The sequence below is a fragment of the Candidatus Pseudomonas phytovorans genome (assembly GCA_029202525.1).
GTDB classification, from domain to species: Bacteria; Pseudomonadota; Gammaproteobacteria; order Pseudomonadales; family Pseudomonadaceae; genus Aquipseudomonas; species Aquipseudomonas phytovorans.
Genome location: CP119325.1, coordinates 4,234,378 through 4,259,418 on the forward strand (window position 1 = coordinate 4,234,378; position 25,041 = coordinate 4,259,418).

Here is a 25,041-nt window from a genome sequence, read left to right on the forward strand (position 1 = left end):
TGCCTGCACCGGCCTCTTCGCGGGACAAGCCCGCTCCCACAGGTATTGCACCACCTATAAGATGGGTGCAATACCTGTGGGAGCGGGCTTGTCCCGCGAAGAGGCCGGTGCAGCCGGCATAAAAGGCTGAGGACTAGCTCAAAGTCCCACGCACACGTACTTGATCTCCAGATAATCCTCGATCCCGTAACGCGACCCTTCGCGGCCCAGCCCGGATGCCTTCACACCACCAAACGGCGCAACCTCAGTCGCGACCACACCGACGTTGATGCCCACCATCCCGTACTCCAGCGCCTCTGAAACCCGCCACACGCGCCCGACATCCTGGGTATACGCATAGCAGGCCAGGCCGAACTCGGTATCGTTGGCCTGAGCGATCACTTCCTGTTCGGTACTGAAGCGGAAGATCGGCGCCACCGGCCCGAAGATTTCCTCGCGCGCCACACGCATGCCCGGGGTCACATCGGCCAGCAAGGTAGGCTCGAAGAACGCCTCGCCCAGCGCATGCCGACGTCCGCCCGTCACCACCCGCGCACCCGCCTCGACCGCCTCACCCACCAACTGCTCCACACCACTGGCCGCGCGCCCGTCGATCATCGGCCCGACCTGCGTCCCCGCAGCATCGCCCTGCCCTACGACCAGTTCACCGACACGCTCGGCAAAGCGTGCCACAAAGCGCTCGTAGATACCGTCCTGGATATAGAAACGGTTGGCGCACACACAGGTCTGCCCGCTGTTGCGGAACTTGGCGATCAGCGCCCCTTCCACGGCCTTTTCCAGATCAGCATCGTCGAACACGATAAACGGGGCATTGCCACCCAGTTCCATGGTGACCTTCTTCACCGTCGCCGCCGATTGCTGCAGCAGCTGGATGCCGATAGGCGTCGAACCAGTGAACGACAACTTGCGCACGACCGGGCTTGCGGTGAGTTCGCCACCAATGGCCGCAGAATCCCCGGTAACCACACTCAGCACGCCCGGTGGAATACCTGCGCGCTCAGCCAGCACACACAGCGCAAGGGCGCTGAACGGTGTTTGTGAGGCGGGCTTGAGCACCAGCGTGCAGCCAGCCGCCAGCGCCGGTGCGGCCTTACGGGTGATCATCGCCGCCGGGAAGTTCCACGGCGTGATCGCCGCACACACGCCAATCGGCTCTTTGGTGACAATCAGTCGACGGTCAGCGTTCGGCGACGGGATCACATCGCCGTAGATGCGCTTGCCCTCTTCGGCATAGAACTCTACGTAGGCGGCAGCAAAGGCGATTTCACCGCGGGACTCGGCCAGCGGCTTGCCCTGCTCGGCGGTCATGATGCGCGCCAGGTCTTCCTGGTGGGCAAGAATTTCGCGGAACCAGGCCTGTAACCTCGCTGCGCGCTCCTTGGCCGTCAGCGCGCGCCAGGCCGGCAAGGCACGCTCGGCAGCGGCGATGGCGCGGCGGGTTTCTTCAGCGCCCATGCGTGGTACATGGCCCAGCACAGCACCCGTGGCCGGGTTGGTCACGGCAATGCGCTGACCACTGTCGGCCGGCTGCCATTTTCCGTCGATATAGCAAACTTCACGCAGCAGATCGTGATCGGCAAGATTCATGTCGATTGGCTCGTTCGAAGACAGTAAAAAAGGTGGGGCCAGACCGCGCCCCACCTGAGGTGAAATCAGCGCTTGGCCTGCAGGGCCTTGTCGCGGATCTGGCTGAGGGTCATGCGCGGGGTCAAGGCCTCGGGGTCAACCTGGATTTCGATCAGCGCCGGCTTGCCGGACGCCTGGCAGCGCTCGAAGGCGGCGACGAAATCTTCGGTACGGGTCACTGTTTCACCATGCAGCCCATAGGCCCGCGCCAAGGCAGCGAAGTCCGGGTTGTGCAGCTCGGTGCCCGAAACACGGCCTGGGTAGGTTTTCTCCTGGTGCATACGGATGGTGCCGTACATACCGTTGTTGACCACAATGGTGATGACCCGCGCATCGTAGTGCGCTGCAGTGGCCAACTCCTGGCCATTCATCAGGAAGCAACCATCACCCGCAAAGGCCAGTACGGTTCGCTGCGGATAGGTGAGTTTGGCCGCCACTGCCGCCGGCACGCCATACCCCATCGAGCCGTTGGTAGGCCCGAGCAGCGTGCGGAACACACGGTGCTGGTAACCACGGTGCACCCAGCCGGTGTAGTTGCCCGCACCGCAGGTGAGGATACTGTCGGCCGGCAGGTTGCTGTTCAGCCAGGCAATCACTTCGCTCATCTGCACATCACCCGGCGAGCGCGGGGTGTCGAAGTTGCCGCGGTAGCCGCTGTTCAGGCTGGCAGTCCAGTCCTCGAACGCCTGCGGGCGCACCGGGCCGAGGATGTTGGCCTGGCGCAAGAAGCTGCCGGGGCCTGCATTGATGCCCAGGGTCGGCTGATACACCCGGCCAATTTCTTCGGCACTGGCATGCACGTGCACCAGCGCCTGCTTCGGCGTCGGGATATCGACCAGAGCGTAACCACCGGTGGTCATCTCGCCAAGGCGTGCGCCAACCACGATCAGCAGGTCGGACTGCTTGACTGCCTCCACCAGTACCGGGCCGGCCGCGAGACCCAGGTCGCCGGCGTAGTGCGGATCGGTGTTGTCGAACAGGTCCTGGCAGCGGAACGAAGCGGCCAGCGGCAGGTTCTGGGTGTGCACGAACGTCTTCAGGTCGGCCACGGCCTCGGCCGTCCAGCCGCCGCCACCGGCAACCACCAGCGGCCGCTCGGCCTTGGCCAGCAATTGCTGCAGCTCGCCCAGGGCTTCAGGCGCCGGCGCCGCCTCGACGCGTTTGGCCGGGCGGGCATCAGGCACCTGCACCAGGTCGGTCAGCATGTCTTCAGGCAGCGCCACCACCACAGGGCCCGGGCGGCCGCTGATGGCACGCTGGAAGGCCTGGTTGACCAGTTCTGGAATACGCGTGGCATCGTCGATCTGCACCACCCATTTGGCCATCTGGCCAAACATGCGGCGGTAGTCCACCTCCTGGAAGGCTTCGCGCTCGATCTGGTCGCGGGCCACCTGGCCGATGAACAGAATCATCGGCGTGGAGTCCTGGAACGCCGTGTGCACGCCCACCGAGGCGTTGGTCGCACCCGGGCCGCGGGTGACCATGCAGATACCCGGCTTGCCGGTCAGCTTGCCGTAGGCCTCGGCCATGTAGGCTGCACCACCTTCCTGGCGGCAGACGATCAGGTCGATCTCATCCTGCACGTCGTGCAGCGCATCAAGCACCGCCAGGTAGCTTTCGCCCGGCACGCAGAAGGCACGCTCTACGCCATTGACCCGCAAAGCATCGACCAGGACCTGCCCGCCGCTGCGTACCGCTGTGTTGTTGCTCATTGTTATTCTCCTTTAGGCGCGCGGTCAGATGACCGAGTCTTCCAGGAACGGCTTGTTGTCGATGACTCGCTGATAGGACAGCGCACCCAAGTCCAGCGAACGGTAGCCACCGTAGGTAATCAGCTCGGACAGGCCACGGCCGATGGCCGGCGCCTGCTGCAGGCCATGGCCACTGAAACCGTTGCAGAACAGGAAGTTGCTGACTTCGTTGTGCGGGCCAACGATGGCGTTGTGGTCCAGCACGCAGAAGTCGTAGTGCCCGGCCCAGAAGTTGACGACCTTGATGCCCTCGAACGCCGGTACGCGCTCGGCGAGGATCGGCCAGACTTCTTCGTCGAACTCGTCGTGCATCACGTCAAAGTCTTCGAAGTCCACTTCCGGGTCGTGCTTGGGATAGGTGCCACCCAGGTAGAACTTGCCTTCAGGGCGGAAGAACACGCCGGTCGGGTCGATGGTCAGCGGTACGGTGCCTTCCAGCGGGGTACGGCAGTCGAACACGAACAGCGAACGGCGGCGCGGCTCGACCGGGATATCCAGGCCAGCCATGCGCGCGACCTTGGTGCCACGGGTACCGGCGCAGTTCACCAGCATGCCGCAGCCGATCCGTTCGCCACTGGCCAGTTGCACGCCAGTGATGCGGTCGCCTTCACGCTGGATGGCGACCACTTCGTTCTCGATGTACTCGATGCCCATCGAGCGCGCCTTGCGACGGAAGCCATTGAGCATGCCGAGGCTGTCGAACCAGCCTTCGCCGGTCTGGCCGTAGCTGGCACCCGCCAGCGTGTCTATGTTCACCCAAGGGAACTTGCGCTTGAGCTGCTCGGGGTCCAGCAGGTGCACATCGGCGCCATGGGAAACCTGGGTGTCGTGCAGGCGGCGCAGCACCTCGTAACCCTTGTTGTCGCCCAGGAACAGGTAGCCGTTCTCGTGGAAGGCCAGGTCCGGGCGGTCACCCTCCACTTCCATGAGGTCCGGGAAGCTGCGCACGAATTCGGCGCCGAACTTCGAAATTTCGATGTTGATCGGGTTGGAAAACTGCTGGCGGATCGAGCTGCTCGACAGCGCGGTGGCCGACTTGTTGTAGGTCCAGTCGCGCTCGATGACCAGCAGCGAGCCTTTGAAGTCCGGGTTGTTTGCCAGGAAGTACGCAGTGGCGCTGCCGTTGACCGCGCCGCCGACGATCACCACATCGTAGTTCTGTTGTTTTGCCGTAGAAGCCATGTTAAGCGCTCTCGTGATGTGGAATTATTTCGAGTCTTCAAAGTGGCCAGCGCCGGCGAAGTTGCCGCCGTGGTAGCGCGCGGCTGGCTCGTTCGGGTCCAGTGGCGGGTGCTCGGCCAATACCTTTTCCCGGTAATCGTCGGCACTGTCCTGCGGCACATAGCCAATCGACGAAGCCAGGCGGTTGTCCCACAGGCTTTCGCGGTTATCGGACATGCCGTACACCACCATGTGCCCGACCCGCGGCGCCAGCAGCGAGCGCTCGGTGAGCTGGGCGAAGTCGTCGAACGACAGCCAGGTGGCAAGCATGCGGCGGTCCAGCGGCTCGGGGAACGACGAACCGATGCGCAGGTTCACCGACTCGATGGCGAACTTGTCCCAGTAGTAACGGCCCAGGTCCTCGGCAAAGCACTTGCTCACGCCATACAGGCTGTCTGGCCGGTGCGCAGCGGTGGCATCGATGGTTTCGGTGCGGTCGTAAAAGCCGATGGCGTGGTTGGAGCTGGTGTACACCACCCGCTTCACACCGTTGCGACGGGCCGCTTCATAGATGTTGTAGGTGCCGACGATGTTGCCGTTGAGAATCTTCTCGAAGGTGTCTTCAACCGGCACACCACCGGCATGCACGATCGCATCCACACCTTCGGTCAGCGGCAGCACGTCCGCTAAGTTGCCCAGGTCGCAACGGATCAATTCTTCGTGCGGCGCAGCGTGGCCCAGGTCGGCGATGTCGGTCAGGCGCAGTTCGTCGGCGAACTGCGCCAGGTGCTTGCGCAGCACGCTGCCCAGGCGCCCGGCGGCGCCGGTGATCAGCAGGCGTTTGAATGGCTTGCTCATGTTCTACCTCTATTCAATTCGTTTGATCAGGCCAGCGCTGCGAAGGCTTCGCGCAGCTGGCCCAGTGCCTGTTCCAGTTCCTGACGCGAGGTGGCGAAGGACAGGCGCACGTAAGGCTCTACACCGAACGCCGAGCCTGGCACCGTGGCGACCTTGCCCACCCGCAACAGGTAGGCCGACAGCTCGGTGTCATTGCTGATCACCTGCCCGTCTGGCGTGCGCTTGCCAATGAAGGCACTGACCTCAGGGAAGGCATAAAACGCCCCCTGCGGCATCTGCAGCTTGAGGCCCGGGATCTGCGCCAGGCCGTCCACCACCAGCGCGCCGCGCGCCTGGTATTCAAGGTTGGCATCGCGCACGAAGTCCTGCGGGCCGTTCAGTGCCGCCACCGCGGCCAACTGCGAGATGCTCGACGGGCAAGTGGTGGTCTGCGACTGGGTCTTGTTCATGGCCACGATCAGGTCTTTAGGCCCTGCTGCGTAACCCAGGCGGTAGCCGGTCATGGCGTAAGCCTTGGACACCCCGTTGATCAGCAGCGTGCGCTCGCGCAACTGTGGGCACGCAGTGACGAACGAGACGAACGGCTGGTCGCCGAGCACGATGTGCTCGTAGATCTCGTCCGAGATCACCAGCACGTTCGGGTGGCGCTCCAGCACCTTGCCCAGCGCTGCAAATTCTTCACGGGTGAAGATCGCCCCGCTCGGGTTGTTCGGCGAGTTCAGCATCACCCAGCGCGTACGCGGGGTGATGGCGGCCTCCAGTTGCTCCGGGCTGACCTTGAAGCCCTGCTCGGCACCGCACGGGATAACCACCGGCACACCGCCGTTGAGTATCGCCATGTCGGTGTACGACACCCAGTACGGCGCCGGGGTGATGACTTCATCGCCTTCTTCCAGGGTGGCCAGGAAGGCGTTGAACAGCAGTTGCTTGGCGCCGTTGCCTACGCAGATTTCGTCCAGGCCATAGGCCAGGTCGTTTTCCCGGGCGAATTTGTCGACGATCGCCTGGCGCAGGCTCTCCATGCCGTTGGGCGCGGTGTAGTGGTTGTTGCCCGCCAGCATGGCCTGGTACGCAGCCTCGATCACGTGGGCCGGAACGTTGTAGTCCGGCTCGCCCAACGCGAGGTTGATGACTGGCTCACCTTTGGCCAGCATTTGCTTGGCCAGCACCGACACGGCCATGCTCGGCGAGCTTTTTACCGCTTTGACGCGGCTGCTTTGCACGTCCATTGCTCAACGCTCCTTGGCGGCTTCGAAGCCGTAGTCGGCACGCGCCTGCTCGGCACTGATGTAGCCGTAGCGCAGGTCGCGCTCGACCAGCTGGCGTTCGCGCTGACGCGGGTCGCCGTAACCGCCACCACCCGGCAGGCGCAGCACCAGGCGGCGCTCCGCCGGCACGAACTGCTGGCCCTTGCCGCGCAGCACGCTGCCGTCGTCCAGGCCGACGAAGCCTTCGGCGCCTTCCTGGCCGCCTTCCAGGCCACGGGCTGGGTACTGGATACGGTCGAACATGGCGCTGAAGCGGAAGCTGTAGCCTTCGCTGGCCGACACTTCGATTTCCTGGCCCAGGCCGCCGCGCAGCTGGCCGGCACCACCGGAACCTTCACGCAGCTCCTTGCGCCAGACCACCACGGGGCCGGCGTGCTCGGTCGCTTCCACCGGCATGGTGTGCACACCGCTTGGGAAGGCGGTGGCACTCAGGCCGTCCATCGCCGAACGCGCACCCATGCCACCGCTGTTGAACATCAGCATTTCGGCGTTGCGGCCATTCGGGTTGCTTTCCAGCGGGCGCACGCTCAGGTGCAGGTTCCACAGGGCGCTGGCGCCCTCGGCTGGCACCTTGCCTGGCAGGCACTTGTGCAGCGCACCGAGTACCAGGTCAGGCACGAAGTGACCGAGCACATGGCGCACAGACACCGGCGCCGGGTGCTTGGCATTGAGGATGCAGCCTTCAGGCGCAGTCACCTCGAACGGTGCCAGCGACGCGGTGTTGTTCGGGATCTCTGGCGCAACAATGCACTTGAGGCCGTAGCAGGCATACGCCTTGGCGTAGCCCAGCGGCACGTTGATGCCGAACTGGCTCATGCCCGACGTACCGGTGAAGTCGCTCTGAATGCCGTCCGGGCCAACAGTGATGGTCACCGCCAGGGTGACCGGGACGTCGTATCCGTCGAGGGTCATGCTGTTGGTGTAGGTGCCGTGCGGCAGCGACTTGAAGCATTCCAGGGTGGCGCGGCGGCTGTGCTCGAGGATGAACCCGCCGATGTGTTCCAGGTCCTCCAGCTGGAACTCGTCAAGCATGTCCAGCAGGCGCTTGTGGCCAGTTTCGTTACAGGCCGACAGGGCATAGAAGTCACCCACCACCCGGTCATTCTCGCGCACGTTGTTGCGCAGGATGTTGATCAGGTCGCGGTTGACGTTGCCACGCTCGAACAGCTTCATGATCGGGATGAACAGGCCTTCTTCGTAGACCTCACGGGCATCCGGACCAAAGCCCCGGCCGCCGATGTCGACCACGTGGGCGGTACTGGCGAAGTAGCCGATCAGCTTGCCCTTGTAGAAGGACGGCGAAACGATGGTGATGTCGTGCAGGTGGCCAGTACCCTTCCATGGGTCGTTGGTCACGTACACGTCACCTTCGAAGATGTTGTCTTCGCCGATGTCCTTGATGAAGTGCACCACCGCCTCGGCCATGGTGTTGACGTGGCCAGGGGTACCGGTGACCGCTTGGGCCAACATGTTTCCAGCGCGGTCGAAGACGCCGGCCGACAGGTCGCCGGCCTCGCGCACACTGGTGGAGAAGGCAGTGCGGATCAGGGTCAGGGCCTGTTCTTCGACCACCGAGACCAGGCGGTTCCACATCACCTGCATTTGAATGTCGATCAACGTATCGCTCATGTTCAGCTCTTCCGAATTCAGGCGTTAGCGGCGCACAACCAGCAGGCAGCCGTCTGGCTGGACCGTGGCGGTGAAGTTGGAGGTGACGAAGGTCGAGGTTTCGCGCTCGACGATGATCGCCGGGCCGTCGACACGGGCACCGACCTGCAGCTCTTCACGCGGGTGGATACCGGCGTCGACGAAACCGCCGGCAGCCACATCGAACACCTGGCGGCGGGCAACTTCCTGCGAGCGGTAGACAGCACTGACAGTCTCGATATGCTCCACGGGCGGCAGCGGCGAACTGGCGCGCACCGACCAACTGACGATCTCGATGTCCGGGCCTTCGATCGGGCGGCCAAAGAAGCGGGTGTAGGCCTCTTCGAACAATGCCTTGAACTGCACGGTATCGGCAGCGGTGAAGGCCTTGAACGGCAGCGCCACGGGGATTTCCCAGCCCTGGCCGACATAACGCATGAATGCGGTGCAGTCCATTTCTGGCTCACCTTCAGGCATGCCCTGGCGCAGGAAGCCCAGCGACTCCGCTTTCATCTCTTCAATCAGCGCGTTCACCGCCGCGGCATCGAACTCCGACAGGCGTACAAAGGCACTGCGCACGGCTTCGTAACCAAACGGTGCACGCAGGAAGCCGATGGCCGAACCCACACCCGCGCCGGCCGGAACGATGAAGCGCGAAACACCCATCTTTTCGCACAGCCGTGCTGCATGCAGCGGGCCGCCGCCACCGAAAGTGATCATGGTGTAGTCGGCGATGTCCTTGCCGCTTTCCACAGCGTGCACGCGGCCGGCGTTGGCCATGTTCTCGTCGACCACTTCGCACACGCCGAACGCGGCGGTGTCGGCCTGCAGGCCCAGTGGCTGGCCGATGACCCGGGCCATTGCATTGGCACCGCTGTCAGTGGACAGGCGCAGCGCACCTCCGGCGAAATTGTCGGCATCGAGGCGACCGAGCAGCAGGTTGGCGTCGGTGATGGTCGGTTCCAGGCCTCCACGACCGTAGCACGCAGGGCCTGGCTCGGAGGCGGCGCTGTGCGGGCCGACACGAATCTGGCGCATGCTGTCGATGCTGGCAATCGAACCACCACCGGCGCCGATTTCGACCATTTCCACCACCGGGATGGAAATCGGCATGCCGCTGCCCTTCTTGAAGCGGTAGGTACGGGCCACTTCGAAGGTTTTCGCGGTTTTTGGCACCTGGTCTTCGATCAGGCAGATTTTTGCCGTGGTGCCGCCCATGTCGAACGACAGCACGTTTTCCAACTGGTAACGGCGGGCGATGTCGGCGGCGAAGATCGCGCCACCGGCCGGGCCGGATTCAACCAGGCGGACCGGGAACTCGGCAGCGCTCTGCACCGAGATGATACCGCCGCCGGAGTGGATCATGAACACCGGGCAATCGGCGCCTTCCTGCTTCAAGGTCACCACCAGGCGGTCCAGGTAGGACTTGATCAGCGGCTTGACGTAGGCGTTGGCGCACACGGTGTTGAAGCGCTCGAACTCGCGCATCTGCGGCGAGACTTCGCTGGAAATCGAGATCGACAGCTTTGGCAGGCGCGCCTGCAGGGCATCACGCAACTGGCGCTCATGGGCGCCGTTGACGTAGCTGTGGATGAAACCAATGGCCACGCTCTCGTAGTTGCCTTCGGCGATGCGCTCGATCAAGGCATCGATCTCGGCCTGCTCAGGGGCGATCAGTACACGGCCTTTGACGTCCAGGCGCTCACGCAGGGTGAAGCGGTTTTCGCGGTCGATCAGCGGCGGTGGCAGGACGATATTGATGTCGTACTGCTCGAAACGGTTTTCGGTGCGCATTTCGAGGGTGTCACGGAAACCCTCGGTAGTAATGAATGCGGTGCGTGCCCCACGGCGCTCGATCAGGGCGTTGGTGGCCAGGGTGGTGCCATGGATCAACTGATCGATGTCCGAAAGCGCCAGGCCGGCCTGCTCTACCACCTGGCGTACGCCGGTGAGGATGGCCCGCTCAGGCAGCTCGTAGTCGGTCAGGATTTTGGTGGAGTGCAGCACGCCGTCCACGTCCAGCGCGATATCGGTGAAAGTGCCGCCTATGTCCACGCCGACCCGGCATGATGTCGCAGTCATCGTCATATCCCCTGCAATGCTTTGTAGTTGTTTCGACCTACGGTAACGGTCTTCATGTAAGTTATATGTTGTCTTACAGGTGGTCAAGCACCTATTTCTCGAAATTTTTGTTTCCGGTGAAATCGAGCGCCGCCCGCGCGGCGCATCGCGAGCTGTGCTCGCTCCTACGTTTGTTTCGGGCCAGTCAAGCCTGTGACAGGCGTGCTCGACCGCCTTGCTTGTACGACGCGATATCGAGTCATGCGCCAAGGCGTCCGCGCGCAAATCCCACAGGAACAATTGGCCCGAAACAAACGTAGGAGCGAGCACAGCTCGCGATGCGCCGCGCGGGCGGCGCTCGATCTACAAAACACCATCACATTCAAGACATGCACTCAACCTGCAGTCTTGACCATCCGCCCGCCACCCACCGCCTGCGCCGTGGGGAACACTTCCAGCCGCGACACATCCACCTGCCGCGGCATCTTCAACGCCGCCAGCAACAGCTGGGCGATATCTTCCGGCTGGATCGACTCATAGCCGTCATACAGCTCGCTACCCGCCGCCTGCATGCCCATCGCACTCTTGTACAATTGGGTCTGCACCCGGCCAGGGGCAATCTCGGTCACCCGCACGCCGCTGCCCAGCAAATCACAGCGCAAAGCATCACAGAACAGGCTCACACCGGCCTTGGAAGCACCGTACACCGCAGCCCCCGGGTGCGGCGCTCGGCCGGCGCTGGAGCCGATAAAGAACAGGTGCCCCCTGCCCCGCCCAACCATGCCCGGCAACACTTGCCGCGCCAGGTGCAGCGGCGCCTTGAGGTTGATGTCGAGCATGTTGTCGATCTCGGCCTCGTCGATGTCCTGGAACGCAGCGCGGGTCGAAAGGATGCCCGCGTTGTTGACCAGTACATCAATGGTCTGCCCTTCCAGCGCGGCGCTCAACGACCGGTAGTCACGTACATCCGCCTGCAAGGTGGTCACGCCCGGCTCACTGGCGAGCTCGGCCAGGGCTTCGGGGCTGCGCCCCACGGCAATCACCTGCAGGCCGGCATTGCGCAGCGCAAGCACGATGGCCTTGCCGATACCGCTGGTAGCCCCGGTCACCAGCGCGCGCTGGTAGCCCTCGGGGAATGCGACTTCAGGCATAGATGTAACCCCCGCTGACAATCACGTTTTCGCCCGTGGCGTAGCTGTTGCGGCTGCTGCCCATCATCACGATCCATTCGGCGATTTCTGCAGGCTCTGCAGCACGACCCAGCGGGTTGGCCGCTGCGAGTTCGCCCAGGAAGCCCAGTTGCTTGGCCCGCTCGGTGGCGAAACCGGCCGGTGCCACCGAGTTGACCAGGATCTGGTCCTTGGCGCAGGCCTGGGCGAAGGATTTGGTCAGGCTGACCACCGCCGCCTTGGTCGCTGCATAGTGGGCGTTTTGCGGGTGGGCCTTGAAGGCATCCACCGAAGTGACGTTGACGATACGCCCGGTCACCGCAGGGGCGGCAACGTACTGCTGCATGTGGCGCACAGCGGCAACCATCATGTGGTAGGTGCCCTTGATGTTGACGGCGTTTTCCAGGTCCCACTCTTCGTCGCTGATCTCGAAGATGTCCTGGCGCGGGTAGATGGCCGCGCTGTTGACCAGGCAATGCACCCGGCCCAGACCTTCGACGATCTGGGCGAAGGCTGCGTGAGCGGTATGCCTGCGTGCAATATCACCCACCGCGATCGCCACTTCAACGCCTTGCCCGCGCAGCTCTTCTGCCGCTTGTACCAACAATTGCTCGTTACGGTCGATCAGGCCGATTTTGCCGGCGCCACGCTTCACCATCAGCCGGGCTGTTTCCAGACCCAGACCCGAGGCACCACCTACGATCACCACCGTTTGATTTTCCACAAAACACCTCCGCGATTGAGTCTTTACGTAAGATGCCTGTTGTCTTACATTTGGTCAAATATCAATTCGCTGACAGGTCCCGCCATGCCCGCTTCCAGGCTCTCGCCCGTACCCACCCCGCATGCCCGGGATCGCTTGCTGGATGCGGCCAGCGCGTTGTTTGCCAGCCATGGCTACCAGGCCATCGGGTTGCGCGACCTGGCCAGCCACCTTGGCCTGCGCGCCGGCTCGCTTTATCACCATATCGAGAGCAAACAGGGCTTGCTGTTCGAGCTGATCGAGTCGAGCCTGACCGACCTGCTGTATGAAACCCGACAATGCCTCAAAGGCGCCCGAGCCACCAGTGAACGCTTGCCCTGTTTTGTGCAGGCCTTCGTGACCTATAGCCAGGCCAACCCAGACAAACTGGTGTTGCTGATGCGAGAGGCCATGAACCTGAACGAAGACCAACTGTTGCAGGTTGAACAGTTGAAAGCTGAATACAGCGGATTACTCAGCGAAATCGTCGCCGCCGAGTGCGGCCTGACCGCACCGCGTGCGCGGTCGATTGCCCACGCAGTGCTGGGTTTGCTGTGCGGCCAAGCCCAATGGGGAACAGTCATGACCGCCAGGGAGCAACTGGTGACATTCGTACAGGGCATCGTCGGCACCGGCAAAACGGTTGCACATCGATGAAATGGAATAACAATATAAATTCTTATTCTTTTTTTATTGGAAAAGAATCCTTTATAAATCTCCCCACTGCACAGCCGCCAACACCTGGCCAACTGTTCGCAGCGCAACACCCAATCAACACGAAACGCTCGATCGGCAACAGCAGCGAATCTTCGCAAAATTGCCAACCTGTTGATTTATAAGACAATTAGAACTCGGCACGACGATTGCTCAAGCAAAGTCCCGCTCAACCAGAACCGGAGACTTGCCCATGAGCACCCCACTGAACGTCGTAGCCCTGTCCGGCGGCACTTCCCGCCCATCACGCACCCTGGCCTTGACCGAGGCAATCCTCGCCGAACTGGCCGAACACCTGCACATCAAGCCGCACCTGATCGAACTGGGCGACATCGCCCGCCCGCTGGGTAGCGCCCTGTGGCGCAGCGAACTGCCCGAAACCGTCGAACAGCAACTGCGCCTGGTAGAACGGGCCGACCTGCTGGTGGTGACAACCCCGGTGTACCGCGGCAGCTTTACCGGCCACTTCAAGCACCTGTTCGACCTGATCGGCCAGGATGCCCTGGTCGACACCCCGGTACTGCTGGCCGCCACCGGTGGCAGCGAACGCCATGCGTTGGTACTCGACCACCAACTGCGCCCGCTGTTCAGCTTCCTGCAGGCCCTGACCCTGCCCATCGGCGTGTTCGCCAGCCAGGCGGAACTGGCCGACTACCGGGTCTCCAGCGATGCGCTTGCCGCACGCATCCGCCTGGCCGCCGAACGTGCCGTGCCGCTGTTCGGCGCCCACCACGCACTGCGTAAAAGCGCCTGAGGAGCGGCCATGAATGCACCTGTAAATACCCCCCTGCGCCCGGCCCTGGCCATCGCCCGCGAACTGGCCGGGCAGTTTGCCCAGACTGCCGTCGAGCGCGACGAGCGCGGCGGCACACCGAAAGCCGAGCGCGATGCCTTGCGTAACAGCGGCCTGCTGTCGCTGGTGATTCCGCAGGCCTTCGGCGGCCAGGGCGCCAACTGGCACGACACTTTCGCTGTGGTGCGCGAGTTCGCCCGGGTCGACAGCTCCATCGCCCACGTGTTCGGCTTTCACCACCTGATGCTGGCGACCGTGCGCCTGTTCTCGCGCCCGGACCAGTGGCAGCCGTGGTTTGAACAGACCGCACGCAAACAATGGTTCTGGGGCAATGCCCTGAACCCGCTGGACACCCGTACCGTGGTCAAGCACTTCGACGGCTGGTGCGAGTTCTCTGGCAAGAAAAGCTTCTGCTCAGGCGCCAGCGACTCGGAAATGCTCATCGCCTCGGCGGTGGACGAACGTGCCGGTGGCAAGCTGCTGATCGCCGCCATCCCAAGCGGGCGCACCGGCATCAGCCTGCACAGTGACTGGAACAACATCGGCCAGCGCCAGACCGACAGTGGCAGCGCCACGTTCGAGCGGGTGCGGGTGGAGCACAATGAACTGCTGCTCGACCCGGGCCCCTTGAGCACCCCGTTTGCCGCGCTGCGGCCGCTGATTGCGCAACTGCACTTCGCCAACCTGTTCCTCGGCATTGCCGAGGGCGCCTTCGAGGAAGCCCGCCAGTACACGCTCAAGGAAAGCCGGCCGTGGTTTCGCTCCAGCGCCGCCAGCAGTGCCGAAGACCCTTACGTGCTGCGCCATTACGGCGAGTTCTGGGTCAGCCTGGAAAGCGTACGCCTGCTGATCGAACGGGCCGCGCGCCAGCTGGATGCCGCCTGGGCCAAGGAGCATGCCCTCACCGCAGAGGAGCGTGGCGACCTGGCCCTGGCCATCGGTACCGCCAAGGTCGCCGCCAGCCGCCACGGCCTGGACATCTGCAACCGCCTGTTCGAAGTCACCGGTGCCCGCGCCACCCATGCCTCGCTACGCTTCGACCGGCACTGGCGCAACCTGCGCACGCAAACCCTGCACGACCCGGTGGACTACCGGATCCACGAACTCGGCGAGTGGGCCCTCAACGACAAACGCCCTGCCCCCTCCTTCTACTCCTGAGGCCTGCCTATGCAACTGCTGACCCTCCCCCCGTCACCGACACTGGCTACCTCGATCAGGGCGACCGCACAGGTCTTTGAAGACCCCAGATCGCAGGCGCTGCTCGCCCACTTGCAACAGGTCGCCCCCAGCGAGGCCAGCGTCCTGATCATTGGCGAAACCGGCACGGGCAAGGAGCTGGTCGCACGCCACATCCACAACCTCAGCGGCCGGCGCAACGGGCCGTTCGTTGCGGTCAACTGCGGCGCATTCTCCGAATCACTGGTGGAAGCCGAACTGTTCGGCCATGAAAAGGGCGCTTTCACCGGCGCCCTGGCGGCCAAGGCCGGCTGGTTCGAGGAGGCCAACGGTGGCACGCTGTTCCTCGACGAAATCGGCGACCTGCCCTTGCCGATCCAGGTCAAGCTGCTGCGCGTGCTGCAAGAGCGCGAAGTCGTGCGGCTAGGGTCGCGCAAGAGCATTCCGATCAACGTGCGGGTACTGGCCGCGACCAATGTGCAGCTGGAAAAGGCCATCAATGCCGGGCATTTCCGTGAAGACCTGTACTACCGCCTGAACGTGGTGACCTTGCAGTTGCACCCGCTGCGCGACCGCCCGGGTGACATCATGCCGCTGGCCCGGCACTTCATTCGCAGCTACAGCGACCGGCTGGGCTACGGCCCGGTGGAACTGAGCCCCAAGGCCCAGGCCAAGCTGGTGGAATACAGTTGGCCGGGCAATATTCGCGAGCTGGAAAACGTGATCCACCACAGTTTGCTGACCTGCGGCGACGGCACGGTACAAGCACAGGACCTGCGTTTGTCCAACCTGCGCATCGATCGGCAGGAGGAAGAGCCGGCAGGCAATGGTGTGGACGACTTGCTGCAGCGGGCATTCAGCCGCCTGTACGAAGAGCCGTCGGGTGACCTGTACGAGAAAGTGGAAAATGCCCTGCTGCGTTCGGCCTATCGGTTCTGCCATTACAACCAGGTGCATACCGCGCAGCTGCTGGGGTTGTCGCGCAACATCACGCGCACGCGGTTGATTGCGATTGGCGAGCTGGTGGTGAACAAGCGGCGCGGGCAGGAACAGCAGGTACTGGATAACCGGGTGGTGCGGTTGTCAATTTGAGCCTTGCAGTGCCTGTGCTGGCCTCTTCGCGGCTAAAGCCGCTCCCACAGGTACAGTGCAGGGCTTCGGAACCGGGAGGCCTGTGGAGGCAAGCCGTCCAGACCTGTTACTTTTGTCAGTTGTGACTGCAAGCCACGACGCTTTATGCTCAAGGATCCGAGAGGCATAAACCGATGCGAATCTTCTATCAACATAATTTGGCATGTACACGGATTGGCCTGGCCGGCTCCACCCGAGCACTGAGTTACGGCCGGCTAACCTTGGCTATCAGGCACTCTTCCCAGCTGTACCCATACCTTGTCGCCACCAACATGCTGAATACAGCGACAGCAATTGTTTCACCGGGGAAAATAACGCCCATTTCATACACGCCCTTCGGATTTGCCCACCAAGAGCAGCAGACAAGAGTGGGATTCAACGGTGAATATCCCGACCCGCTTACCGGCAATTACGGATTAGGCCAGGGCTATCGCTGGTACTCTCCCACCCTGAAGCGATTTCAGGCTGCGGATGACATCAGCCCGTTCGGCCAAGGCGGTATCAGCGCGTACGCGTATACGCATAACGATCCTGTCAACAGCTACGACCCCGACGGCCACCACCAATATAAATATTATCGCAACCTTGTACCCATCAAACTCGATCATACCGAACGCAGGCCAATGGGCTTTTTTGCTACCCAACCCAAAGCAGGAAAACGTAAGCTATTGGTTAATCTGCATGGCGCTCCCGATGGCAAAAAAATCTATTTTGACGACAAAGCTTATACATCCAAAGATTTTTTTGGCCTGCTGAACAACCTAGGCATCGACACTAACAACTTTAGTAAAATTATCCTTATTTCATGTAACACGGGGAAAGCCTTTGCTCCAGAGATAGCGCATGCCGCCAACATACCTGTTCGAGCACCTGGCAACGTAATCACAGGTAAAACTTATTTCGATGCCAGCAGTAACTCCTACACGTCTAGATACGTACAGTTACCCGGCCCAAAACCATTACCTCCGCTTGATGAGGCATTTGGTGAAAAATTTTCTTTTGGCCTAATGAAATTCTTCCCCATTTATACCAACGCTCACGACATCAGGCAGTCTGTGAAAACAGGCCAATGATCACGCAACGGCCACAGTGCATGGTCAAACGGATACAGTTCAATGCCGGTGTCCTCCGGTATGAACACGTACCCCGCCAGCGACAGGTCAGCGATGGTCAACCGGCCACCAACCATGAACGGCGTCTTCGCCAGGTGCGCGTCGATAATGCGGTAGGCCTCCGTGGCACGATCAATACCCATTGCCAGAACATCCCATTCTCCGTCCCTCCCGTCATAGTCCCCGCGCAACCGCCAATGCCATAGTGGAGAAAACAACACGGATAAAAGCCCATGTACAGAAACACCTCTACCCCTGCGGACGACAACGGTTGCGGCTGGTTCCACCTCAGCCCTGCGCGCCAGCCACGCGCCGCGCACCGGGGGCGGAGCGAGGCGCGCTGGGTTGTACTCGGCGCGGGCTTTACCGGCCTGGCGGCTGCGCGGCAACTGGCCCTGCACCACCCGGACGACGAGGTCATTCTGGTCGACGCCCAGGAAGTCGGCTTCGGCGCCTCGGGGCGTAACTCCGGTTTTGCCATCGACCTGCCACACGACATTGGTGCCGCGGACTACATCGGCGACCTGCCCACCGCGCGGATGAACCTCAAGCTCAACCTGCGCGCGCAGGCGATCTTGCGCGGGCTGATCAACCAGCACGGCATCGACTGCCAGATCCGCCCGGACGGCAAATACCAGGCGGCTGTCGAAGACAAAGGCCTGGCGGTGCTCGAAGCCTACCGCAGCGGCCTGGAAAAACTTGACCAGCCCTACCAGATGATCGACGCCCGCGACCTGCCTGAACACTTCGGCACCGCCTTCTACCGCAAGGCGCTGTACACCCCCGGCACCCAGCTGCTGCAACCGGCGGCCCTGGCCAAGGGCCTGGCCGAGAGCCTGCCGGCCAACGTGATCCTGCACGAACGCACCACCATCACCCACATCGAGCAGGGCCGGCGCATCACCCTCAAGCACGCCAACGGTGAAATCGTCGCCGACCAGCTGTTGCTGACCAACAACGCCTTTGCCTCGTACTTCGGCTTCCTGCCTGGCCGTCTGCTACCGATCTTCACCTACGCCAGCATGACCCGCCCGCTGACCGAGGACGAGCAAGCCCGCCTAGGTGGCAAGAACACCTGGGGCATCATCCCGGCAGACCCTTTCGGCAGCACCCTGCGGCGCACCCCGGACCAGCGCCTGCTGGTGCGCAACAGCTTCAGCTTCAATGCCGACGGCCGTGCCAATCCACGCCACATTGCCCGTGCCGGCCGCCAGCATCGCGATTCGTTCGAGCGGCGCTTCCCGATGCTGTCGGGCATGCCCTTCGAATACACCTGGGGTGGCTCGATGTGCCTGTCGCGCAACCACCTGTCGCACTTCGGCACCCTTGCGCCCAACGTACACGCTGCGTTGTGCTGCAACGGCCTTGGCATCACCCGCGGCACGGCGACCGGCACCTTGCTGGCTGACTGGCTGAGCGGCGAACGCGACGAACTGATCGACTTCCTGCTGGGCTCTGCAGGCCCCAACCGCAACCCGCCGGAGCCACTGCTGAGCGCGGGCGTCAACCTCAACCTGCACTGGGGCCAGCGCCGCGCCGGCCTGGAAAGCTGACAAGGAGGCACCATGCACAGCCTAGGTATTCTCGGGGTGGGCGAACTCACTGAAAAAGTGGTCATCGGCCTGCGTCGCAGCGGTTTCGAAGGCCCTATCCTGCTTTCACCCCGCAATGCGCAACGGGCAGCCGTGCTGGCCCGCGAGCACGGCTGCCAGGTGCTGACCAGCAACCAGGCGGTGGTCGACCAGGCGGAACTGCTGATACTCGGCGTACGCCCGCACTCGCTGGCGGAACTTGCGGATGAGGTGCGGCTGCGCCCCGGCCAGCGCCTGGTTTCACTGGCTGCAGGGATCGGCCTTGCGCAACTGGCTAACGCCTTCCCCGGCGCCCTCTGTGTACGTGCGATGCTGTCGTATGCGGCGCAGTACAACCAGTCCACGGTTGTAGTCTGCCCACCCGATGCGCTCACCACGCAGTACCTTGGGCCATTGGGCAAACTGGTGGTGCTGCAGGGCGAGGCGGAATTCGAACTGGCCACCGTAGCTGCGTGCATGAATGGCTGGTTCTACTTCCTGCTACACGACTTGCAACAGTGGCTGGTGGACAAAGGCCTGCCCGCCGCAGAGGCGCGTGCGCTGGTGTTGGGCAACCTGCAGGACTGCGTGGCAAGTGCCGGCCAGCAGCCGGAGTACACGTTAAAGGCTTTGGGCCAGGCGATTGCCACGCCCGGTACCTTTACTGCCGATGGCCTTGCGGTGCTGATGCATCAGCCGGTGAGCGCCACCTGGGGGGCGGCATGCGAGGTGGTGCTGGATGGGTTGTTGACGCGATCACAGCTGGCAGAGCGGTAGGTCGCGCTTCAGGGCCTATAGGTGCTAGCCATGGGATCTTCATCGTCTGAGAGACCGAGCGCCGCCCGCGCGGCGCTTCGCGGGGCAAGCCCGCTCCCACATTTGTTGCAACGTGCCGAACCTGTCAGGCCATGGTTGCCAGCCTGGTTGCCTCGACTCGACATCTCGGCTGGCACTGCTGCTGCCTCAGCTTTCTCAAGACATCTACCAAGGCGGACAACGCCTCTCTTACAGGCATGGCCACGTTGCAACAAATGTGGGAGCGGGCTCGCCCCGCGAAGCGCCGCGCGGGCGGCGCTCGATCTCATAGGCGACAACACTGCCATGACGGGCACCTTCCAGCTCCAAACAGCTTAACGGCTGCAAACCCGGGCCAAATCCTCTCCCCACCAGAACATTCCGGACAGCTTGCATTACCCCTCGGCAAGCCTGGCAAAGACGTCCCATCACCCGTCCGAGCCGTTATAGGGAGCCCTGCCAGCACGGTGCGATAGTGCCGCCACACAACGCACCGCATAAAAACAAGAGGTAAGCCACATGACTGTTACCAAACGCTCCGTCGAGGATGCGCCGCTCAATGCGTTTCACCGCAAATTGACGGTCTACTCCGCTGGCGGGCCATTCCTTGATGGCTACGTGTTGAGCATCATCGGCGTCGCCATGCTGCAGATCACCAACGCCTTACAGCTGTCCGCGTTCTGGGAGGGGCTGATTGCCGCCTCGGCTTTGATCGGGGTGTTCCTCGGTGGGTTTCTCGGTGGCTGGTTCACTGATAAGTACGGGCGCAAAGTCCTGTATCTGGTCGACCTGATCGCCATCGTCGGTTTCTCGGTGGCGCAGTTCTGGGTGGAGTCGGCCTGGGCACTGTTTGCCTGGCGGCTGCTGATCGGTATCGCCGTAGGCGCCGACTACCCGATCGCCACCTCGCTACTGGCGGAATTTTTGCCGCGCAAGCAACGCGGGCCACTGCTCGCAGCCATGGTGCTGATGTGGTTCGCCGGTGCTGCAGTCGCCTACATGGTGGGCGAACTGCTGCTGCGGGTCGGTGGTGAGGACGGCTGGCGTTATGTACTGGCCAGTGCTTTGATCCCGGGTGCCCTGTTCCTGATAGCCCGCAGTGGCACCCCGGAGTCGCCCCGCTGGTTACTGAGCAAAGGCCGTACTGCTGAGGCCGACGCGGTGATCAAGAAAGTCTACGGGCCTGACTACTCCATTGCCGACCTGCCCGAGCAGGCCAGCACCAAACCGGTGTCGGTGTGGTCGCTGTTCCACTCTGGCTATGGCAAGCGCATGGCCTTCGTCACCCTGTTCTGGACCTGCGCCATCGTGCCGCTGTTCGCGATCTACTCGTTTGCGCCCAAGGTCTTGCAAGCGCTGCAACTGACCGGTGACTGGGCCGCCTACGGCTCTATCGCCATCACCTTGCTGTTCACCCTTGGCTGCCTGCTGGCGACCAAGCTGATCAACCGCCTGGGCCGGCGCAAGATGCTGATCCACAGCTTCCTCTGGTCAGGCATGTCGCTGGTGCTGCTGGGGGTGTTCCCGGATGCCTCGCCCACGACCATCCTGGTGCTGTTCGGTGCCTACGCCGTGCTGATCGGCGGCGCCCAGGTGCTCGAATACGTCTACCCCAACGAGTTGTTCCCCACCGAAATCCGTGCATCGGCCGTGGGCCTGGCTACCTCGCTGTCACGCATCGGGGCGGCCGTGGGCACGTACCTGGTACCGATATCCCTGGCCTCCTACGGCATTGCCAACACCATGTTCGCAGCCGCGCTGATCTCGCTGTTCGGCGCCCTGATTTCCTGGTGGCTGGCCCCCGAGACCAGCAAGCTCGACCTGCAGCAAGCCGCCGCGCTGGGTAACGCCACCAGCACCGCCTCTGCTGCCAAACCCATTGTTCGTAAAGCCTGAAGGAGCCTCTTCGTGAGCCATGTACTGACTGTCGTGCGCAATGCCCCCCTCTCCTCGCTGGGCACCCCTGCCCCGGCCCGCCTGCCGATCGGTGAACCCATCGCCCAGGCCGCCAGCGCCCAGGACCAGACCGACGAAGCTGTTGGCGCCAGCATCGGGGTTTGGGAAAGCAGCCCGGGTGTGTTCCGCCGCTACCTGAAAAACCGCGAGTTCAGCCATATTGTCAGCGGCTGGTGCACCTTCACCCCCGACGGTGGCGAGCCGGTAGAGCTGCGCGCCGGCGACGCGGTGCTGTTCCCGGAGAACTGCGAGGGTGTGTGGGACATTCGCGAAACCCTGCGCAAGACCTATGTGCTGTTCTAAGGAACGAGTCGATGATCGAACGCATCAACCCCGGCAAACGGGCCAGCCAGATGGTGCTGGTGGATGGCCGTATCGAAACCTCCGGCATTGTGGCCCTGCAACCAGGCGACATCGCCGCGCAGACCCGCTGCGTGCTTCTGCAACTGGAGCAGTGGCTGGCGCAGATCGGCGCGGGCAAGGGCAACCTCACCCGCCTGCAGATCTGGCTGGCTGACATGGGTGAGTTTGCGGCGATGAATGAGGTGTATGACGCCTGGATCAGTGATCAGCCACCGGTGCGGGCCTGTGTAGGGGCAGCCTTGGCTGCCCCTGAATACCGCATCGAGATCCAGGCCTTCGGCCAGCTCTGACTACCACAGGGATAGCACATCACTTGAGGTCCGCGCGGTCAGTGTGGGAGCGGGCGTGCCCGCGAACACCGGCGCAGCCGGTGCCAGCCACCGCGCTGGAGTCTTCGCGGGCACGCCCGCTCCCACAGAGGCCGCGTCACGCTCACGAAATGAGCTTTCTGCATGACAGCGCGGCCTTAAGTGCTGGGTAATCTCCTACAGCTCCGGGTCCAGCCCCACCTTGTCGCCATGCCAGTCAAACCGCTCCACTTCATGCCTGCGCTTGCGAAAGTTGTAAGGCGTCTCGCCGTACTGTTTGCGGAACCACAAGATAAAGTGCGACGCATCTGAAAACCCGCAGGCCAAAGCAATGGTGGTGATGTTCTGGCTGGTATTCACCAACAACCGTCGGGCATGGTCCAGGCGCAGCTTGCGCCAGTAGTTGGCCGGTGGTTCCTGGGTATTGGCGACGAACTCGCGGTGCAACTGCCGGGGGTGGGTGCCCACCGCTTCAGCCACCGCCTTGAGCGTCATCGAGGCATCCAGATTGGCGCGCATGAAACTGATCGCCCGCTGCACCCGGTCGTTCTGGTACACGCTCTCGGTGGCGGCCTTGTCCTGCTGCTCATCGGCGCGTTCATCCACCAGCAAGTATTCCAGCCCCTTTTGCGCCCGTACCGCGCCGCAATGCTGGCGGATCAGGTTGGCCGCCAGGTCAATGGCCGTACCGCCCGGGCAGGTGATGATGCCACGGTCGTCCACGTAGCTCTTGTCGATCACCGCCGTGGCCAGTGGAAAGCGCGCCTTGAATTCATCGCGCAAGGTGAAATGCAGCGCACAGCGCCGGCCATCGAGCAGCCCGGCTTTACCCAGCACGAATGACCCTGAGCACAAGGCGATGATCGGAATACTCGCCGCATGCACCTCACGCAGCGCATCCAGCAGCCAGTCCGGCGGGTGGCGGGTTTCGTCCAGCAGGCCACCGGCCAGCACGATGTAGTCGTACTGGGCGAACAGGTTCAACGGCTTGGTGGGCAAAATCGGCATGCCACAACTGGCCGTGATCGGCTGGTCGTCAAGGGTCATCCAGTCCCACTGGCAGAACACCTGCTGGCTGCGGAACGACTTGTCTGCGGCAAAACGCAGCGAATCCACCAGCCCGGCCACCGGCACCAGGGTGAAGTGGTTCATCAGCACAAAACCCACGCGTAACTCGGGCTTGACCTGCGCAGTGATGACGGGGGCTTGTACCGGTTCTTCTTGTTGTTCGGCAAACATGGACGCTGGCCTCGTGACATCCGTAATGGCGCCATTCTAAAGCGCGCCCTGCGTCCGTCATATCATATGCATCCCCACAAATAGGAAATGCGTGACAAAAGGCGGCGCCGTTCTATCAATTGTCATGGCTGTAATATCAGCCCCCAGCCCCGGCTGAGCATCATGTAGGCACAAGACAAACATGCTCAGAGGCACCCCTCATGTACCGTGGATTCTGGTATGCCCAGGCGCTTGACCTGGACAACGACCTGGCCCCTGCCCTGCAGGACTCGATTCAAGCCGACGTGTGCATCGTCGGCGGTGGCTTCCTTGGCCTGTGGTCGGCCATCCGCCTGAAACAGGCGCACCCGGAAAAAACCATCGTCATCGTCGAACGCGACCGCTGCGGTTCGGGTGCCAGCGGGCGCAACGGTGGCGTGGCCACCAACTGGTGGGGCAAGTACCTGTCGCTGCGCACCATCTGCGGCGACATCGAGGCGCGGCGCATCTGCGAGGCAGCCGAGTCGGCCATCGACGAGATCGGCAGTTTCTGCCATCAACACGGCATCGACGCCCAGTACCGCAAGAACGGCTGGCTGTGGACGGCCACCAACCAGCGGCAGATGAACTCTTGGCGCGTGCTCACCGACGGCCTGCAAAAGCTCGACGTCAACCCGTTCCAGGAGCTGGACCGCCAGACCATCCGCGGCCGCGTCGGCTCGCCACTGGTGCTGGGCGGTATCTTTGACCCCAACGCGGCCACCGTACAGCCCGCCATGCTCGCCCGCGGCTTGCGACGCGTGGCGCTGAAACTGGGTGTGCAGATTTTCGAGAAATCGCCCTTCACCCATCTGCAGCGTGGCAAGAACCCGGTGGTGCACACGGCCAAGGGCCATGTGAAAGCCAGCCACGTGGTGCTGGCGCTCAACGCCTGGGGCGCGCAATTCCCCGAACTACGCCGGATGATCGCGATCATGTCCAGCGACATGGTCGCCACCGCGCCGGTCAAGGCCAAGCTCGATGCCATCGGTTTCAGCGGCGGCGAATGCATGACCGACTCGCGCACCGTGCTCAACTACTGGCGCAACACCCCGGACGGGCGTGTGGTATTCGGCAAGCCCCTGGGCCAGTTCGCCTATGCCGGGCGCATCGGCAACCTGTATGAAAAACCCTCGCCGGCCGCCGACAAGGTCGCTGCCGAACTGCGCCGGCTGTACCCGCAGCTGCAGGATGTGCCGGTGGTCAGCAGCTGGACCGGGCCGATCGACCGAGCCATGAAGGGCCTGCCCAACTTTGGCTACCTCGACCACCACCAGACCGTCAGCTACGGCATCGGTTTTTCCGGCAACGGCGTGGCCACCACCGTGTTCGCCAGCCGCATCATCAAGTCGCTGGCCACCCATGCCAACGACGCCTGGGCCAACTGTGGCCTGGTCAATCAGAACATGAAACTGCTGCCGCCAGAGCCGTTCCGTTTCTTTGGCGCACACCTGGTGCGCGACGCATTGGTGCGCAAGGAATCGCTGGAAGACCACGACCAGGACGCCGGTTTCATCACCCGCCAGCTGGTCGGCATGGCGCCCGCCGGCTACGTGCCAGCGCAGAAAAAATAAGGACCACA

The 25,041-nt window shown here is 62.9% G+C and carries 21 protein-coding genes and 1 pseudogene; 11 read left to right on the forward strand and 11 right to left on the reverse strand.

The window, feature by feature from the left end; translation table 11 throughout:
- Positions 1-138 precede the first annotated feature (138 nt).
- The 9 genes from P0Y58_18740 to P0Y58_18780 form a co-directional block, all read right to left on the reverse strand.
- Positions 139-1,587, reverse strand: coding sequence for an NAD-dependent succinate-semialdehyde dehydrogenase (locus tag P0Y58_18740; GenBank protein ID WEK28934.1), 1,449 nt, complete (start codon positions 1,585-1,587; stop codon positions 139-141).
- A gap of 65 nt (positions 1,588-1,652) precedes the next feature.
- On the reverse strand, positions 1,653-3,338 hold the full coding sequence (locus tag P0Y58_18745; protein WEK28935.1) for a thiamine pyrophosphate-binding protein: 1,686 nt from the start codon (positions 3,336-3,338) through the stop codon (positions 1,653-1,655).
- A gap of 24 nt (positions 3,339-3,362) precedes the next feature.
- Positions 3,363-4,559, reverse strand: coding sequence for an FAD-dependent oxidoreductase (locus P0Y58_18750; GenBank protein ID WEK28936.1), 1,197 nt, complete (start codon positions 4,557-4,559; stop codon positions 3,363-3,365).
- Between the two features lie 24 nt (positions 4,560-4,583).
- Positions 4,584-5,396: an NAD(P)-dependent oxidoreductase gene (locus P0Y58_18755; GenBank protein WEK28937.1), complete on the reverse strand. Its 813-nt coding sequence runs from the start codon at positions 5,394-5,396 to the stop codon at positions 4,584-4,586.
- 26 nt (positions 5,397-5,422) lie between these two features.
- Positions 5,423-6,625 carry a pyridoxal phosphate-dependent aminotransferase gene (locus tag P0Y58_18760; protein WEK28938.1) on the reverse strand — a complete coding sequence of 401 codons (1,203 nt, stop codon included), beginning with the start codon at positions 6,623-6,625 and terminating at the stop codon, positions 5,423-5,425.
- Positions 6,626-6,628: 3 nt separating this feature from the next.
- Positions 6,629-8,293: a hydantoinase B/oxoprolinase family protein gene (locus P0Y58_18765; GenBank protein WEK28939.1), complete on the reverse strand. Its 1,665-nt coding sequence runs from the start codon at positions 8,291-8,293 to the stop codon at positions 6,629-6,631.
- Between the two features lie 24 nt (positions 8,294-8,317).
- Positions 8,318-10,393 carry a hydantoinase/oxoprolinase family protein gene (locus tag P0Y58_18770; protein ID WEK28940.1) on the reverse strand — a complete coding sequence of 692 codons (2,076 nt, stop codon included), beginning with the start codon at positions 10,391-10,393 and terminating at the stop codon, positions 8,318-8,320.
- A 374-nt stretch (positions 10,394-10,767) separates the two neighbouring features.
- Positions 10,768-11,523: an SDR family oxidoreductase gene (locus tag P0Y58_18775; protein ID WEK28941.1), complete on the reverse strand. Its 756-nt coding sequence runs from the start codon at positions 11,521-11,523 to the stop codon at positions 10,768-10,770.
- Entirely contained in the window at positions 11,516-12,265 is a 750-nt protein-coding gene (locus P0Y58_18780; protein ID WEK28942.1) for an SDR family NAD(P)-dependent oxidoreductase, read from the reverse strand. Before P0Y58_18780 ends, P0Y58_18775 begins: the two co-directional genes overlap by 8 nt.
- 84 nt (positions 12,266-12,349) lie before the next feature.
- Here P0Y58_18780 and P0Y58_18785 point away from each other — a divergent pair, with 84 nt between their 5' ends.
- The 5 genes from P0Y58_18785 (at position 12,350) to P0Y58_18805 (ending at position 17,170) form a co-directional block, all read left to right on the forward strand.
- Positions 12,350-12,940 (forward strand): TetR/AcrR family transcriptional regulator, encoded by a 591-nt coding sequence (locus P0Y58_18785; protein ID WEK28943.1) that lies wholly within the window; start codon positions 12,350-12,352, stop codon positions 12,938-12,940.
- A gap of 250 nt (positions 12,941-13,190) precedes the next feature.
- Entirely contained in the window at positions 13,191-13,751 is a 561-nt protein-coding gene (msuE, locus tag P0Y58_18790; protein ID WEK28944.1) for an FMN reductase, read from the forward strand.
- A gap of 9 nt (positions 13,752-13,760) precedes the next feature.
- The gene (locus P0Y58_18795; GenBank protein ID WEK28945.1) at positions 13,761-14,948 is read left to right on the forward strand and encodes an acyl-CoA dehydrogenase family protein; all 1,188 of its coding nucleotides are present in this window, start codon (positions 13,761-13,763) and stop codon (positions 14,946-14,948) included.
- Positions 14,949-14,957: 9 nt separating this feature from the next.
- Entirely contained in the window at positions 14,958-16,058 is a 1,101-nt protein-coding gene (sfnR, locus tag P0Y58_18800) for a sigma54-dependent transcriptional activator SfnR (protein WEK28946.1), read from the forward strand.
- 173 nt (positions 16,059-16,231) lie between these two features.
- On the forward strand, positions 16,232-17,170 hold the full coding sequence (locus tag P0Y58_18805; GenBank protein ID WEK28947.1) for an RHS repeat-associated core domain-containing protein: 939 nt from the start codon (positions 16,232-16,234) through the stop codon (positions 17,168-17,170).
- Positions 17,171-17,205: 35 nt separating this feature from the next.
- Here P0Y58_18805 and P0Y58_18810 read toward each other — a convergent pair.
- A pseudogene (locus tag P0Y58_18810) lies at positions 17,206-17,343 on the reverse strand (glutathione S-transferase C-terminal domain-containing protein).
- Between the two features lie 99 nt (positions 17,344-17,442).
- On the opposite strand from P0Y58_18810, the gene P0Y58_18815 reads away from it, so the two are divergent.
- The 5 genes from P0Y58_18815 (at position 17,443) to P0Y58_18835 (ending at position 22,184) form a co-directional block, all read left to right on the forward strand.
- The gene (locus P0Y58_18815) at positions 17,443-18,762 is read left to right on the forward strand and encodes an FAD-binding oxidoreductase (GenBank protein WEK28948.1); all 1,320 of its coding nucleotides are present in this window, start codon (positions 17,443-17,445) and stop codon (positions 18,760-18,762) included.
- Positions 18,763-18,774: 12 nt separating this feature from the next.
- A complete protein-coding gene (locus P0Y58_18820; protein ID WEK28949.1) occupies positions 18,775-19,557 on the forward strand; it encodes an NAD(P)-binding domain-containing protein in 783 nt (260 codons plus the stop codon).
- Positions 19,558-20,094: 537 nt separating this feature from the next.
- Positions 20,095-21,471: an MFS transporter gene (locus P0Y58_18825; protein WEK28950.1), complete on the forward strand. Its 1,377-nt coding sequence runs from the start codon at positions 20,095-20,097 to the stop codon at positions 21,469-21,471.
- A gap of 12 nt (positions 21,472-21,483) precedes the next feature.
- Entirely contained in the window at positions 21,484-21,834 is a 351-nt protein-coding gene (locus tag P0Y58_18830; protein WEK28951.1) for a cupin domain-containing protein, read from the forward strand.
- Between the two features lie 11 nt (positions 21,835-21,845).
- A complete protein-coding gene (locus tag P0Y58_18835; GenBank protein ID WEK28952.1) occupies positions 21,846-22,184 on the forward strand; it encodes a RidA family protein in 339 nt (112 codons plus the stop codon).
- A 195-nt stretch (positions 22,185-22,379) separates the two neighbouring features.
- Here P0Y58_18835 and P0Y58_18840 read toward each other — a convergent pair whose 3' ends face one another.
- Positions 22,380-23,441, reverse strand: a complete 1,062-nt coding sequence (locus P0Y58_18840) for a GlxA family transcriptional regulator (GenBank protein ID WEK28953.1) — start codon at positions 23,439-23,441, stop codon at positions 22,380-22,382.
- A 200-nt stretch (positions 23,442-23,641) separates the two neighbouring features.
- Here P0Y58_18840 and P0Y58_18845 point away from each other — a divergent pair, with 200 nt between their 5' ends.
- Complete coding sequence (locus P0Y58_18845; protein ID WEK28954.1) at positions 23,642-25,033, forward strand: FAD-binding oxidoreductase; 1,392 nt, start codon at positions 23,642-23,644, stop codon at positions 25,031-25,033.
- Positions 25,034-25,041 lie beyond the last annotated feature (8 nt).